Origin of the sequence: Micromonospora sp. WMMC250, assembly GCF_027460215.1 — a bacterium.
Lineage (GTDB): Bacteria > Actinomycetota > Actinomycetes > Mycobacteriales > Micromonosporaceae > Micromonospora > Micromonospora taraxaci.
Genome location: NZ_JAPZBJ010000002.1, coordinates 7,191,485 through 7,206,058, shown reverse-complemented (window position 1 = coordinate 7,206,058; position 14,574 = coordinate 7,191,485). Strand labels below are relative to the sequence as shown.

Annotated in this window: 12 protein-coding genes; 5 read left to right on the top strand and 7 right to left on the bottom strand. The window is 72.2% G+C overall.

All coding sequences use genetic code 11. From position 1 onward, the window contains the following. Position 1 precedes the first annotated feature (1 nt). The gene (locus O3438_RS32800; RefSeq protein ID WP_269683335.1) at positions 2 to 553 is read right to left on the bottom strand and encodes a hypothetical protein; all 552 of its coding nucleotides are present in this window, start codon (positions 551 to 553) and stop codon (positions 2 to 4) included. After that, the gene (locus O3438_RS32795) at positions 550 to 1,551 is read right to left on the bottom strand and encodes a hypothetical protein (protein WP_269683334.1); all 1,002 of its coding nucleotides are present in this window, start codon (positions 1,549 to 1,551) and stop codon (positions 550 to 552) included. Before O3438_RS32795 ends, O3438_RS32800 begins: the two co-directional genes overlap by 4 nt. Positions 1,552 to 1,771: 220 nt before the next feature. Between O3438_RS32795 and O3438_RS32790 the strand changes: the two genes are divergently transcribed. Next, complete coding sequence (locus tag O3438_RS32790; RefSeq protein WP_269683333.1) at positions 1,772 to 2,602, top strand: class I SAM-dependent methyltransferase; 831 nt, start codon at positions 1,772 to 1,774, stop codon at positions 2,600 to 2,602. On the opposite strand, the gene O3438_RS32785 is transcribed toward O3438_RS32790, so the two are convergent. Both O3438_RS32785 and O3438_RS32780 read right to left on the bottom strand, forming a co-directional pair. Next, positions 2,580 to 3,371 carry an SDR family oxidoreductase gene (locus O3438_RS32785; protein ID WP_269683332.1) on the bottom strand — a complete coding sequence of 264 codons (792 nt, stop codon included), beginning with the start codon at positions 3,369 to 3,371 and terminating at the stop codon, positions 2,580 to 2,582. The genes O3438_RS32790 and O3438_RS32785 overlap by 23 nt on opposite strands. Beyond that, positions 3,368 to 4,351: an LLM class F420-dependent oxidoreductase gene (locus O3438_RS32780; RefSeq protein ID WP_269683839.1), complete on the bottom strand. Its 984-nt coding sequence runs from the start codon at positions 4,349 to 4,351 to the stop codon at positions 3,368 to 3,370. Before O3438_RS32780 ends, O3438_RS32785 begins: the two co-directional genes overlap by 4 nt. Before the next feature lie 154 nt (positions 4,352 to 4,505). On the opposite strand from O3438_RS32780, the gene O3438_RS32775 reads away from it, so the two are divergent. Beyond that, positions 4,506 to 5,726 (top strand): low temperature requirement protein A, encoded by a 1,221-nt coding sequence (locus O3438_RS32775; RefSeq protein WP_269683331.1) that lies wholly within the window; start codon positions 4,506 to 4,508, stop codon positions 5,724 to 5,726. A 51-nt stretch (positions 5,727 to 5,777) separates the two neighbouring features. Then, entirely contained in the window at positions 5,778 to 6,641 is an 864-nt protein-coding gene (locus O3438_RS32770; RefSeq protein WP_269683330.1) for a DUF1028 domain-containing protein, read from the top strand. A 75-nt stretch (positions 6,642 to 6,716) separates the two neighbouring features. Here O3438_RS32770 and O3438_RS32765 read toward each other — a convergent pair whose 3' ends face one another. Beyond that, positions 6,717 to 7,385: a maleylpyruvate isomerase N-terminal domain-containing protein gene (locus tag O3438_RS32765; RefSeq protein ID WP_269683329.1), complete on the bottom strand. Its 669-nt coding sequence runs from the start codon at positions 7,383 to 7,385 to the stop codon at positions 6,717 to 6,719. A 7-nt stretch (positions 7,386 to 7,392) separates the two neighbouring features. Then, on the bottom strand, positions 7,393 to 8,280 hold the full coding sequence (locus O3438_RS32760; RefSeq protein WP_269683838.1) for a phosphatase PAP2 family protein: 888 nt from the start codon (positions 8,278 to 8,280) through the stop codon (positions 7,393 to 7,395). Positions 8,281 to 8,486: 206 nt separating this feature from the next. On the opposite strand from O3438_RS32760, the gene O3438_RS32755 reads away from it, so the two are divergent. Continuing rightward, positions 8,487 to 9,119: a DUF3159 domain-containing protein gene (locus O3438_RS32755; RefSeq protein ID WP_269683837.1), complete on the top strand. Its 633-nt coding sequence runs from the start codon at positions 8,487 to 8,489 to the stop codon at positions 9,117 to 9,119. Between the two features lie 323 nt (positions 9,120 to 9,442). Here the strand turns inward: O3438_RS32755 and O3438_RS32750 are convergent, their stop codons facing one another. Next, positions 9,443 to 12,349: a glycoside hydrolase family 48 protein gene (locus tag O3438_RS32750; protein ID WP_269683328.1), complete on the bottom strand. Its 2,907-nt coding sequence runs from the start codon at positions 12,347 to 12,349 to the stop codon at positions 9,443 to 9,445. An 831-nt stretch (positions 12,350 to 13,180) separates the two neighbouring features. Here O3438_RS32750 and O3438_RS32745 point away from each other — a divergent pair. Continuing rightward, positions 13,181 to 14,524 carry a GH1 family beta-glucosidase gene (locus O3438_RS32745; protein WP_269683327.1) on the top strand — a complete coding sequence of 448 codons (1,344 nt, stop codon included), beginning with the start codon at positions 13,181 to 13,183 and terminating at the stop codon, positions 14,522 to 14,524. The last annotated feature ends 50 nt before the right edge of the window (positions 14,525 to 14,574 follow it).

Sequence of the window (14,574 nt, the reverse complement as noted above, 5' to 3'; positions counted from 1 at the left end):
ATCAACCCAGACGGCGGCCCGCCAGACGGCGGCCCGCCAGTGGGCGGCGGGAGCGGGCGGCGCGGCGGGCGTAGTCGGCGGCCACGGCGATGACGAGCGGCCCCCAGGCGACCATCGGCGCGTAGTAGCGCAGCACCTCCCAGGTCGGAGCCGGATGGGCGGGTTCGTCGCGGCCGATGCCGACCCAGCCGCGCTCCACGATGTGGAACCTGCTGTTGAGGAGGAGATAGACGCAGACGGCGACGAGCACCGAGCCGCCGATCAGCGCGACGAGTACTACCGGGCGCGCCGGCACGGGACGGCCGCCGAGCAGTGGCACCCACTGCGGAAGGCGTTGTCCCCATCGGTGCACCAGGCCGAGTGTCGACAGCGCCAGCCCCACCGAGAGGACGGACAGCAAGATCATGTACCACGGGGTGACGGCATCGTCGGTGACCAGCAGGGTCAGTCGCCAGACCGCGGACGGCAGGACGCACAGCGGGACGGCGTAGGCGGCCCAGACGGCCCAACGTGGTGGGTCGGCGGCCCAGGTGCGGTGGGAGTCGGTGGTCATGAGCGCTCCAATCGTGAAGGGATCGAGCCGGGCAGGGAAGCCGCCGGCTCCGAAGGCAGACGCGGCCGGGTGGTGAGCGCGTAACCGGTGGCCGTGACGCCGAGCGACACTCCCCAGCCGAGGAACACCAGCAGGGTGGCGCTGGTCGCCCACCCCTCCCGCACCTCCGCCCACGACAGGTCTCCGGTGCGTAGCTGGTCGACGAACACCGCGACGCTCAGCACGCCGTAGGTGACCAACGCGAGCGCCACCACCCCGGCTGGGATCACCGCCAGCAGCCGGGGGACCCGTCCACCGCCCGACGCCGGCACCCAGCGGGGGAACTGCTGACCCCACCGCTGCACCAACCCGAGGACGAGCAGGCCGGCGAGCGGCGGGACGAGGGTGATCGCGAGGCCGGTCTCCGTCGGAAGATCCAGCTGGATCTCGTCCAGCTGCTGCTCGGAGATGCCGAATGGAACGCCGAGCACCCAGAGCCCGTGCGGCACGGCCCAGCCGACCACGGGAAGGGCGACAGCGGCGTACGCCCAGCGGCGCGTCCACCTCGGCACCGGCTGGTAGCCGGCGGGCGCTGGGCCCCGTCGGGGACCGGAGGCGTGCGCGAGCCCGGCGAACAGGGCGCCACCGGCTACCAACGCGAGCCGTGCGCCGAGGTCACGCCAGTCCGAGGGGCGTCCCGTCAACGCCGCCGGAAGCTCGAAGAGCAGGTGCAGCGGAAACGCAACGACCAGGAGCAACGCGCTCGCCGCCCAACTCGCGGCAGCGACGGCGCGGCCGGGGAACGAGACAGCACACCCGACGATGATCGCGAGAGCGACACCGACTCCGACCGCTCCCCAGCCCGCCCAGAACGGCAGCGTGTGCACGCGATCCGCGCCGCATCCGCCCGCCGGGTCGACCAAAGCGGTGCGATCGCAGGCGGTGTAACCCCAGCGGCCGCCGGCGAGCCAGTACAGACGCAGCGCCACCTCGCCGAGCACGAAGGCGGCGCACGCCACCGGAACCACCGCGGATCGAGGAGCGCGGACGGAACGCTCCGATCTGCCGCGCCGCTGGTTCCGACCCGGAAACCCCACACCAGGACTCATCAGCCCATGGTCAGCGGCTTCGCCGGGCTGCTCGACCCCGGTGGAGGGGAACGTGCTCCCCCTGCCGGGGGACTGTCTTGCGAGCGGTAATCCGCTGGCCCCCGCGTCGCACCCCGATGACCATCAGTGCATGGATCAGCAGGCGAACGAGATCATCGACTACTACACGGTGCGCTACCGGGAGGACCAACGTCTCGCCGGACGACCCCAGGCACGGCTGGAGTGGATCCGGACGATGGAGTGCCTGCGTGATCTCCTGCCCGGCCCGGGTGCCCGCGTCCTGGACATCGGCGGTGGCCCCGGCGAGTACGCGCGGGCGCTAGCCGCCGCCGGCTACCAGGTGCGTCTCCTGGATCTGGTACCGGCTCACGTCGCGCAGGCCCGCGCCGGGCAGCCTCCCATCGAGGCCGAGGTCGCCGACGCGCGTTCGTTGCCGGACGCCACCGACACGTACGACGCCGCGCTGCTGCTGGGTCCCCTCTACCACCTGGTGCGGCGCGTCGACCGGATCCAGGCGCTGCGAGAGGCCGCCCGGGTCACCCGACCCGGTGGCCGGGTCGTCGCCGCCGCCATCTCGCGCTTCGCCGGGCCGCTGGACTTCGCCGCCACCGGACGCCTCGACGAGACGACACTCGCGGAGGCGAGGACGTTGCTGACCGACGGCACCAACGATCCGACGACGGGTTTCACGCACGCCTATTTCCACCGGGCCGAGGAGATCGCCGACGAGTGTGCGGTCGCCGGGCTGACCGATGTCGTCGTACACGGCGTGGAAGGTCCGGCCTGGACGGCGGCGGAGGCGGCGGCAGGTGGGCCCGCGCAGGACGTCGTCTTCGCCGGCGCGTTGCACCTCGCCCGGCTGTACAGCAGCGAACCGGCGCTGGTCGCAAACAGCGCCCACCTCCTGGCTGCCGGTCGCGTTCCGGCGGTGACAGCCGTCAGGAGGTCAGGCGACGGATGAGTTTGCGCATGCCGGCCTGCCAGCCGTCCGGGTCCTCGGCGCGGCGGCGGGCGTAGTCGGCGACCTCCGGGTGCGGCAGGATCAGGAAACGTTCCTCGGCCAACCCGGCGACTGCCGCGTCGGCGACCTCGTCCGGGGTGAGCACCGCACCGGACGCGGTGATCACGCGGGCGCCGAGGTGACCCTCGGCGATGCCGTCGGCGAGCATCGGGGTGTCCACGCCCTGCGGGCAGAGCGCGCTGACCCGGATGCCCCGGTCCCGGTAGGTGATGGCCAGCCACTCCGCGAAGCCCACCGAGGCGTGCTTCGTCGCGGTGTACGCGGCGTCGCCCACCGCCGTCAGCACACCCGCCGCCGAGCAGGTGTGCAGCAGGTGCCCGCCGCCCCGGGCGAGCATGCCGGGCAGCACCGCACGGGCCGAGTAGACGTGGGCGAGCACGTTGACCCGCCAGGCCCGGTCCCAGCTGGCGTCGTCGACCTCCACTCCCCCACCGGTGGTCACGCCCGCGTTGGCGCAGAACAGGTCGATCCGGCCGTACCGCGTCTCGGTGTCGGCGACCAGCTCGCGGACCTGGTCCTCGTCGGTGACGTCGAGGGCTATGGGGTGCGCGACCGGGCCGATACCCTCGGCCACCGCGTCCGCCGCCTCGGCGTCCAGGTCGGCGACCACCACGGCTGCGGCCCCCTCGGCGGCGAAACGGCGCGACAGCGCGGCTCCGATGCCGCCGGCGCCGCCGGTGACCACCACGATCCGGTCGGTAAGGTTCACGCGGCGGCTCCTACCGGGTCGACGCCCAACTGGGCGATGAGGGTGGTCAACGCGGTCGCGCCACCGGCTGTCACCTCCGGCGTGGGCAGCAGCGCGAAGACCGGCACGTCCACACCGGCGTCGGCGTAGCGGCGCACCTGGGCACGGCACCGCTCGGGTGAGCCGTGCAGCACCAGGGCGTCGACCACGTCGTCCGGCACCGCCGCGCTGGCCCCGCGCCGGTCACCAGCGGCCCAGGCCTCCCACATCGGCGCGAGCGTCTCGTCCCGACCGAGCCAGCGGTGGAACTCGGCGTACGCGGGGACGGTCAGGTAGCTGGTGATGAGGCGACGGCCCAGGGTCCGGGCGTACGCGGCGTCCTCGGTGGGGCACACGAAGATCCGGGCGGCGACCTCGAAGCCGGGGCGTCGCTCGCCCAGCTCGGCGAGGGCACGCGGCACGTCGTCGGCGCTGAGCCAGTTGAGGATGACCCCGTCGGCCTCCGCGCCGGCGAGTCGGAGCATTCCGGGGCGCAGTGCGGCGAGCAGGATCGGTGGCGGCACCGCCGGTGGTCGTTCCAGCGTGAACCGTCGCACGGTGAAGGTGTCGTACACCTCGTCGACGGTCTCGCCCCGCAGCGCGGCGCGCAGGAAACGCAGGACGTCACGGGTCCGCCGGAACGGCTCGTCGAACCGGACGGCGTTCCAGTCCCGGACCAGCACGGGCGAGGACGCCCCGATGCCGAGCGAGAACCGGCCCGGCGCGGCCTCGGCCAGCGCCGCCGCGCTCATCGCCAGCAGCCCGGGGCCACGGGTGAAGACCGGCGTGATCGCGGTGCCGAGCCGTAGCCGGGGCTGCCAGGCGGCGGCCAGCGCCAGGGGGGTGAACGCGTCGGTCCCGGCGACCTCGGACGACCAGACGTCGGTGAACCCGGCCCGGTCGAGCGTCGCGTAGACCGCCTCGTGGTCGGCCAGCGGGATGCCGCCCAGCGGCACCGTCATGCCCCATCGATTCGTCACCGATCGATCGTGCCCGTTGACGGGGCACGCGAGCAAGATCCCCGTACTGGGCAGAATCGCCGGTTTCCAGCGGCGCGTGCCATCGGGGGTGCTACGACTGCCAGGTGGACCGTACCGACGGCGCAGGCCGCTGACCATGGGTTCCAGGGCAGCGGGACGCCTGGAGCCGGTCCCTGCGGCGGCCACTCCCGGCCGGGCCACGTTCCTCGAACTCTTCTTCGACCTGGTGTACGTCTTCGCGCTCACCCGGATCTCGGCCCGCGCGTTCGAGGACCTGACGCAGGAACCGGGCCGGGAGCACGGTTGGGCCACTGTCACCGGCAGCGGCAAGACCCTGCTGTTGCTGCTCGCGCTCTGGGCGGTCTGGCAGGGCACCGCGTGGACGACCAGCCGGTACGACCCGTACAAGGTGCCGTTGCAGACCGTGGTCATCACCGCGTTGGTGTGCAGCATGGTGATGGGGGTGGCGATCCCCAGGGCGTTCACCGACACCGCGCTGATGTTTGCGGTGGCGTACGTGGTCGCGCAGGTGACCCGCCCGGTGATCCTGTCGGTCGCGCTGGGTCCGCACCCGTACCGCCGGTTGAAGGTGCGCATGGCGGTGATCTTCGCGCTGAGCGGGGTGCTCTGGATCAGCGGCGCGATGCTGAGCACCAACGCGCAGGTGGTGCTCTGGTCGACGGCGCTCGCGTTCGAGTACCTGGCGGCCCGCTGCGGCTGGCCGGTGCCCGGCCTGGGCCGCTCGAGGATCTCCAAGTGGGAGATCGCCGGTGAGCACCTGGCCGAGCGTTACCAGCAGTTCTTCCTCGTCGCCCTGGGCGAGACGATCCTGGTGGCCGGGTTCTCGTACAGCAGGGGACCTTACGAGACCGGGCACGCCTGGGCGTTCGCGCTCGCGCTGGCCACGTCGATCATGCTGTGGCGGATCTACGTCCAGCGGGCCGGGCGGATCCTGGGCGAGGCGGTGACGAAGGCCCGGCACCCCGCCACCATCGGGCGGTCGGCGGCCGACACCCACCTGGTGATGGTGGTCGGTCTCGCCGCCACCGCGATCGGCTACGAACTGATCATCGAGCATCCGCTGGAACGGATCCCGGGCTCGTGGTTGGCCCTGGTGCTCGGCGGCCCGGCGCTGTTCCTGGCCGGTCGCGCCCGCTTGGAGTACGAGGTCTTCTCGCGCGTCTCACCGTCGCGCTGGATCGCCCTGCTGGTGTTGGCGGCGTCGGCGGTGCCGTTGCTGTTCCTACCGGGTGTGGTCGCGACCGCACTCGGGGCGGTGGTGCTGGCCGCTGTCGTGGTCGCGGACGCCCGCCGGGCCCACGGCGCGCCACCGGAGCCGGCCTCACCGCCGTTCTGACACGACGACGCACGTCGAATCCCTGCCGGCGGGACCGGTTAATCTCGGCCGGTGACCTTCTCGCTCGTCGCCCGCTCCGCCGACGGCCGCCTGCACGGCGTGGCCGTCGCCAGCAAGTTCCTCGCCGCCGGGGCGGTGGTGCCGGCCGCCGCCGCCGAGGTGGGCGCGCTGGCCACCCAGGCGCACGCCAACCTCGCGTACCGGCCACAGGGCCTCGCCCTGCTGCGCACCGGCGTGGCGGCAGCCGATGTCGTGGCCGGGCTCGTCGCCGCCGACCCCGAGCGGGAGCACCGCCAGGTCGGCGTCGTGGGGACCAGCGGTCCGGGTGCCAGCTGGACGGGCCCGGAGTGCCTGCCGTGGGCCGGTGGACGGACGGGCGACGGTTGGGCCGCACAGGGCAACGTGCTCACCGGCCCGGAGGTCGTCGACGCCCTCGGCGAGGCGTGGCTGGCGGGGGCCGCGTTGCCGTTCGCCGAGCGTCTGGTCGCCGCGCTGCGGGCCGGCGACGAGGCCGGCGGCGACCGGCGGGGTCGGCAGAGCGCCGGGTTGCTGGTGGTCGAGCGTGGCGGCGGGTACGGCGGCACCAGCGACGTGCTGGTCGACCTTCGCGTGGACGATCACCCGGAGCCGATCGCCGAGCTGAGCCGGCTGCTCGCCGTGCACACCATGCTGTTCGGTCGGCCGGATCCGGCCACCCTGCTCGACCTGACCGGTGCGGTCGCCGAGGAGGTGGCGGCGTTGCTCAGGGCGCTGGGCCATCCGGTGACCGACGACGGACCCGAGTCGGCGTTGACCTCCTGGGCAGGGCTGGAGAACCTGGAGGAGCGGTTGGTGCCGGGTCGCATCGATCCGGTCGTGTTGACGCACCTGCGCGGCGTCGCCCCGCACGTTCCCGCGCCCCGGTCCGGAAGCTGACCCGTTCGGGGCGAGCCGCGACCAGCGCCGGCGGGATCCTAGACCGGCGGCCACGGAGCCGGAGCAGACGGCCGCTCAGCGGCCGAAGGCGAGCCAGCGGAAGCCCGCCGCGTCGATCGCGGCCCGTTCCGGGGCGGTCAGGGCCGCCCGGCCGGTGGTCTTGCGGATCATTGTCATCCGGTCCCAGCCCAGAGCGGCCGGCACCGGGTGCCCGCCGGTGAGCAGCTCGACGATCACCTCGGCCGCGGCGGTGGTGAGCCACGGCGGCCGGTCCAGCGCGGCGGCCAGGTCCAGACCGTGTACGCCCACCTCGACGACCCGGGTCCGCAGGAACTCGGTGAGACGCATCGCGTCGCCGTGTCGGGTCCGCACCACCCGATCGGGCGCAGCGGCGGCCACCGCCGCGTCGGTGGCCCGCCACGCTCGGTCCACCTCGGCCGCCAGCGCCTCCCGGTCCACCTGGAGCGCCGCACGCCGCCCGCCCGCGATCCGGTCGGCGTCCACCTGCTCGGTGAACTTCGCCCGACCGAAGTAACCGGCGGCGTCCACCTCGGCGCGGGGCGGGGCCGGCGCGGCGAGCATGTCGGTCAGCCGGCCGACGCCGGTGCGGACGTGCGCGATCAACTCCCGGACGGTCCACGGCGGGCAGTCGGTGGGTCGGTCGAGGTCGGCGTCGACCAGGCCGGTGAGGACCTCGGTGAGCCGCACGCACTCGGCGGAGAACGCCGCGCGGACGGGATCCACGACCGGCTCAGCCCTTGACGCGGGGCACGAGCCGGTGCACGACGGTGAGCACCAGCGCCATCACGACCGCCATCGTCCCGGCGATCCCGGCGGCGCTGCCGGCGTACCCGATGAACAGCGGTCGGCGGCTCAACTCCTGCGGTCCGGTGCCGCGCAGCTCGATCAGCCAGGCCAGGGCCAGCCCACAGGCGACCAGGGCGAGCACACCGCCCACCCCGAGCACCAGCGCGGCGATCCGGTGCGCGTCACCGGGGGCGACCTCGGCCTGCTCGCGTTGGGTGATCAGCAGGAGCAGCCCGGCCAACGCCGCCCACACACCCACCACCAGGTACGCGGCGACCGCGTCGCTGGGCCGGTGCCAGCCGGCGGAGAGGGTGGCGACCCCGGCGGCGGCGGCGTAGCCGGCGCCGATGAAGGCGCCGGCCGCGCGCACCTTGCGCGGCAGGACGAGCATCAGCGCGATCGCCACCGACGCGGCCACTGTGGTGTGCCCGCTGGGCAGGCTGTTGCCGACCGCGGCGCGCTCCGGGTCGAGGCCGAAGTCGGGGCGGTTCAGCCCGTGCTTCAGCAACTGGGTCGATACGTTGGCCCCGGCGATCAGCAGGGTCGCGGTGACGGCCAGGGCGATCCGGCCCCGGATCAACGCGATGAAGCCGATCATCGCGGTGGCGGCCAGCAGGGAGACCACCGACATCGCGTTGAGGATCCGGTTGACAGGTCCGTCGATGGTGTCGTGCCCGATCCGGTTGCCGGTCAGCGCGACGGTGTCCACCCACTGACCGACCTCGGTGTACACGGCCACCCGCCACACGGCAAGGAAGGCAGCCGCCTGGACAAGGGCCAGTACGACCAACCAGACCGCGGTCCAACCCCGTGCCGTCGCGCGCATCCGCACACCGTAGCGGCCGGCGTCGGCCAGCCGGTCGGTGGCCCGCCGCGCGTCGACGGTTAGGTTGTGCCGGAGGCGAGGAGGCGGTGGTGGGCGGAGCACCGGAACGCGACGACGGCCGGGCCGAGCCCGATCCGGAGCAGCGCAGAGGCGCCGGCGCAGGCCCGGCCGGGGCGGACACCGACCCGGCCCGGCCGGCGCGGGTCGAGTCGTTGACGGATCTGCTGGGCGGGCGACGCGGGGCCATCGACGCCACCCTGCCGCCGGTGGCGTTCGCGGCGGGCTGGTTGCTGGGCGGCGAGTCGCTCTGGGGCGGTGTCGGCGCGGCGCTGGCCGTGGGCGCGGTGGTGGCCGGCGTACGGCTGCGTCGGGGTGACCGGCCGCGGTCGGTGCTGATCGGGCTGCTGGCGGTCTGCGTCGCGGCGTTGATCGCGGTGCGCACGGGCCGGGCCGAGGATTTCTTCCTGATCCAGGTGCTGTCCAACGCCGCGAGCGCTCTGGCGTGGGCGGTCAGCATCGTCGTGCGTTGGCCGCTGCTCGGCGTGTTGGTCGGCGCGGTGCTGGGCCAGCGCGCCCGGTGGCGACGGGACCCGGCGTTGCTGCGGGGGTACGGCCGGGCCAGTTGGGTGTGGACGGCGACCTACCTGCTGCGGGTGGCCGTGTTCGTGCCGCTCTACCTGGGTGGGCAGGTGCTCGCGCTGGTGGTGGCCCGGGTGGCGTTGACGTGGCCGCTGGTTGCGGCGGCGCTGGCGCTGAGTTGGGTGGTGCTGCGGCGCTCGCTGCCGACCGGGCACCCGGGTCTGCGGCATCCGGTCGCGTCGGACCCGGTCGGGCCGCCTCGTTGACCCGAACAGGGCTCACGGAGACGAACGGATGGCAGGAAAGAAAGTGGAGAGGCCGCCACGGGGGGAGCGGCCTCTCCGGTGACGTACGTTACTCCGTCGTGGACTTCGGTGTGATCCCGTGAGGGCCCGAATTTCTGGGCTTTTTCGCAACTGGCTCCAGTCCGGGCGGTGGGGTGGGCCAGCCGATCCGCTGCGTCGGCCAGATGGCCGGCCCACCCCGGCCTGACCGTGGGTGTCAGGCCGTCCCCCGGTCGGGGTCCGTCGTTCCCCGGACCCTGACCGAATCCCGGGGTGGGCGGTCCACGCCGCCCACCCCGGGTCGCTCAGCCGTTCGGGAACAGGCTGCCGTAGTCGGCGTACGCCATGGCGACGTCAGCCTGTGCCCAGAACCGGTGGTAGTTGAACTCGGGCTCCGGACCACCGTTCAGGTAGGCCTGCACCTTGGGCCAGTCCGGGTCGTTCTTGTAGAAGGACCGGATGTCGAGGAAGCTCTTGCCGGCGGCGATGGCGTCACCGTTCGGCATCTTCCCGGTCCATCCCGGCGGGACGTAGAGGCCCTGCCCGGTGGACGCGTCGTAGACGTCGTCGAAGCGCCGGTAGTCGCCACGCTTCTCGGTGGTGGAGACACCCTTGGCGTCGCTGGCGGCCGACAGCGCGTCGAGCAGCCCCTTGGCGGTGTCCTTCGCCGCCACGTTGCCCGACTTGGCCGCGTACGCGATCAGGATCCGGGCGTAGGCGGCGGTGACACCGACGTCCTGGCCCTTGCTGATCACCTCGACGTGCAGGCCCGTGTTGGGCTGCGGGTTGGACGGGTTCCAGGTGGTCGGCTGACCGGTCCACGCCATGTCCGACGGGATCGACCAGTTGGTGCCGAGGGTGGTGTTGGCGATCGCCCACGGCACCCACTTGTCCAGCAGCGCCTTGGCCTTCGCGTTGCCGGTCTGCAGGTACAGCTCGGCGATGCGCTGCATCGACCAGGCCTGCATGCCGAACCACTGGTTCGACGGCGGGTCGTTGTAGACCGGGTCGACGTCGTAGAACATGCCGTAGAAGGTGCTGGTGCCGGCCGGCGGCTGGGCGTAGCTGCCGTCCCAGCTGTTGGTGGCACCGCCGGCGATACCGCCCTCGGCGGACTGCAGCCAGGTGTAGAACTCCAGCTGCCGCTCGAAGCTCTTGGTCCAGTCGCTGGCGGCGGTCGACGACTTCGGCGCCAGCTCCGGGGTGTTGGTCAGCGCCCAGGCCGCGAACGGGTTCTGGTAACCGAAGTGGCTGTGGCTGGAGCCGATCCGCCAGGACCAGTTCTGGCTGGTGTCGTACGCGCCACCCCAGGCGTAGTACCAGGACAGCAGGTAGTGCGCCGAGTCCCGGCCGCTGCCGGCGGGACAGGTGCTCGCCCCGACGCAGTTGCCGATCTTCTTGAAGTACTTGTCGAACATCGCGTACCGCAGGTAGTCGCCCATCTTGGCGGCCTTGGTGATGGTCGCCGCGACGTCGGCCTGCTTGTTCTGCGCCTTGGCCCAGGTCAGCGCCCAGTACGCGGCCTGCACGGCGCGGGCGTCGGCGTCCGGGGCGTTGGTGTACTTCCACTGCTTGGCGGGGGCGCCGGTGTCCTTGACGAACAGGTCGAGGTAGCCGTACTGGCCGCCGTGCTTGAAGGTGTCGCAGGAGGGCTGCGGGACGGTCTCCCACACCGACTCCTGGGTGCCCCGCTGGAAGGTGTTGATGTAGGCGGGCTTGGTGGTGCCGTCACCGCAGCGGCCGAAGCCGTAGGTGTTGTCGACGTCCATCAGCCAGTGCATGCCGTAGATGTCGCCGGTGCCGTAGGTGGACTGCAGCTCCGAGCGGAGCGGGTCCTGGCCGACGGAGACGTTCGGGTTCAGCGCCGAGGGGTACTGGCTGGGCAGGTTGTACTCCGCGGCGTACTGCGGGGTGCCCGCCGAGCCGGAGGTCGGCTGGTCGGCGTGCGTGGGGATGATGTACTTCTCCATCACCGTCCAGGCGTTGTTGAACGGTGCCCAGTTCTGGGTGACCTTGCCGTAGTAGGCCTCCAGCCAGAGCCAGAAGCTGAACGCCTCCGACGTGGTCTCGTGGCCGTGGTCGGGCGCCTCGACGATCAGCGTCTCCACCGAGTGGTACGGCACGCCCTCGGGGCTGAAGTAGCCCGAGTTCTTGATCTTGCCGTACTGCTCGAGGAACTTGGCGATGTAGGTGTTGTCGCCGCCCGGGGTGTCGTTGTCGATCTCGGTGGCGGTGACCGCCAGCGAGGCGAGACCCGTGGCGGAGGCGGTGATGGTGGCGGCGCCACCGGCGGTGTCGGCGTCCTCCGCCGCGGCGACCGTGACGGTGACCCCGGTGTTCCAGTTGCTGGAGGTCAGCGTGGCGGTGGTCGGCGAGACCGTGATGTCGGAGTCGCCGGTGCGGGTGAGGGTGACCGGCACACTCGCCGTCGGCGCGGCGCTGAGCTTCAGGTTGAAGGTGGCGGTGCCACCCTCGGCGACGCTCACCGCGGACGGGGTGGCTACCAGCGTCGGGCCGGTGGCGGCGCCGACGGTGAAGGCCTTCTCGTCGACCCCGATGCCGTTGGCGTTGTCGTACGCCTTGGCCTGGACGGTGTAGCTGCCGGCCGGCAGGTCCTCCTGCGTGTAGGAGTACGGCGCGGAGGTGTCCGTGTTGATCAGCAGGCCGTTGCGGTAGAACTCGACCTTGCTGATCGTCCCGTCCGGGTCGCTGGCGGTGGCGGTCAGCGGCACGTCGGCCGGCGCGGTGAACGGGCCGGTCGGCAGGCCGAGCGAGACCGTCGGCGGCTGGTTGGCCGGGGTGCCGTTGCAGGGGGTGCCGTTCAGGGTGAACGACGTGGGCTTCGGGTTGGTCCCCGAGTGGGCGCCGTTGAAGCCGATGGTGGTGGAAGCCCCGGTGCCGAGGTTGCCGTTGTACGACTCGTTGGTCGCGGTGACCTCACTGCCGGACTGGCTGTACCGCGCCGACCAGCCCTGGGTGACCCGTTGGCCGCTGGTCGGGAAGGTCCACTTGAGCGTCCAGTTGCTGATCGGATCGCCCAGGTTCTTGATGGTCACGTTGGCGGTGAAGCCGGTGTTCCAGTCGTTGGTCGCGTAGACGACGTCGCAGGCCGGGGCGGCCTGTGCGGCACCGGCGGGCAGTGTCACCCCGCCGACGGCGAGCAGCGCGGCGGCGGCGATCGCCACGCGGCGGCGTATTGCCAGTTGTCTCATGTGCGCGGTGTCTCCTCGGGCGAGGCCGGGATGATCCCGGCGAAGGCGCCGGCCCGCGAGGGTGGTGGTCCGCGGGTGTTGAGAGGCGCCGGGAAGGTGGCTCCCCGGGCCCGGCCGGGGTGGGTCGGTGCGGCCCGCACGGGAGGGGGTCCCGCTGGCCGCGATGGGGTGACCGTGACCGGACGTGGTGCTGCCGGCTGCCCTCGGTGGACCCGCACTCACGCGATGTGGCTCCTGCCGCGTTGAATCGACAGTGTGCCATGGAAGCGCTCCCACAACAAGCCGAAACAGCTCCTTGTTTCGATCTTGTTTTGGGTCTTTCACAAAGGCGTGACGGGCGTTACAGTCGCAACATCGGTCGATGGGAGCGCTTCCATCGACAAGGTTCCAATTAGAAGATCACCGGCGCCGCCTCCGGGCGGGGCCGGGGAACCCGACCGATGGCCGACGACGGGCCAGCCCGGACGCCGTCGTCAGCCATCGTCCCGCCACATGGAGGGAGGTGGAACCAGAGCCACTCGCGTGGCCCGGCTCCCGCGCGACACGCATGGCAGGACCCAAATTCCGCTTGCGTGTGTGCAGTTACGGTGGGGACGGGGGTTGCCCTCCCCCGTCCCCACACTAAACCCCCGTACACGATAGGAAAAGAGGCCGACGGGACAGGCGCGGCGCGCCGCCCGGACGGCCTCGTTCGCTGCTCGGGGCCATACCCGCCGCCACCCCGCCAGCCCCGCCCGTCAGGACGGACGGATGACCGGCAGGCCGCGTCTGCCCTATCATGGGAGCGCTCCCGAATCTTCGGCGGTGGCCCCGTATCCATGAGGAGAATCCATGTCGATACCTAATGGGCCCGCCGGCCCGCTGCGCTTCCCGGACGACTTCGGCTGGGGCGCGGCCACCTCGGCGTACCAGATCGAAGGCGCCGCCAAGGAAGACGGACGCGGCGAGTCGGTCTGGGACACCTTCAGCCGCGTCCCGGGGCGCACCCGCAACGGCGACACCGGCGACGTGGCCATCGACCACTACCACCGGTACGCCGAGGACCTCGACCTCATGCGCGACCTCGGGCTGCGCAGCTACCGCTTCTCCATCTCCTGGCCCCGGATCCAGCCCGACGGCACCGGGACGCCCAACCAACGCGGCCTCGACTTCTACCGACGCCTGCTCGACGGCCTGCACGAACGCGGCATCACCCCGATGGCCACCCTGTTCCACTGGGACCTCCCCCAGGCCCTCCAGGACGCCGGCGGCTGGGAGTCCCGCGACACCTCCCAGCGCTTCGCCGACTACGCCGACCTGGTCTTCCACGCCCTCGGTGACCGGGTGCCGGTCTGGCTCACCGTCAACGAGCCCAAGACCGTGGTGCAGAACGGCTACCTCACCGGCCACCACGCCCCCGGACGGCAGGACCCGGACGCCGCCTACCTGGTCGCCCACCACCTACAGCTCGCGCACGGGCTCGCCGTCGCCGCGCTGCGGGCCAGCGGCAGCGACAGCCGGATCGGCCCCGCGTTCAACCTGCACCCCTGCTACCCCGCCGACGACTCCCCGCAGGCTGCCGCAGCCGCCCACCTGTACGACGGCTACGAGAACCGCCTGTACCTCGACTCCCTGCTCAAGGGCAGCTACCCGGAGGACGTGCTGGCCGACCTGGGCCCGCAGAGCCGGATGGTCCAGGGCATCCGCGACGGCGACCTGGCGATCATCTCCGCGCCCGTCGACCTGCTGGCCGTGCAGTACTACACGCCGATCTACGTCACCGCCGACGGCGGCACCGAACACCGCTGGGCGACCTCGGAGGCCGCGTGGCAGCAGATCTACCCCGAGGGGTTGTACGACCTCCTGACCCGGATCACCCGCGAGTACGGCCCGATCCCGCTCACCATCACCGAGAACGGGCTCCCCACGCCGGACACGCTGGCCGCCGACGACACCGTCCAGGACACGGGTCGGATCAGCTTCCTGCGCGACCACCTCGCCGCCGCACACCGGGCCATCGCCGACGGCGTGCCGCTGGAGAGCTTCCACGTCTGGTCGCTGCTGGACAACTTCGAGTGGGACGCGGGATACGACCAACGCTGGGGCCTGGTCTACGTGGACTACGCGACCCAGCGGCGGGTGCTCAAGAGCAGCGCCACCTGGTACCGCTCCGTCATCGCCGACGGCGGCTTCTGAACGCGCCGGCACCCGGACGACCGGGCCCGGACGGCTCGACTCTCGAGATG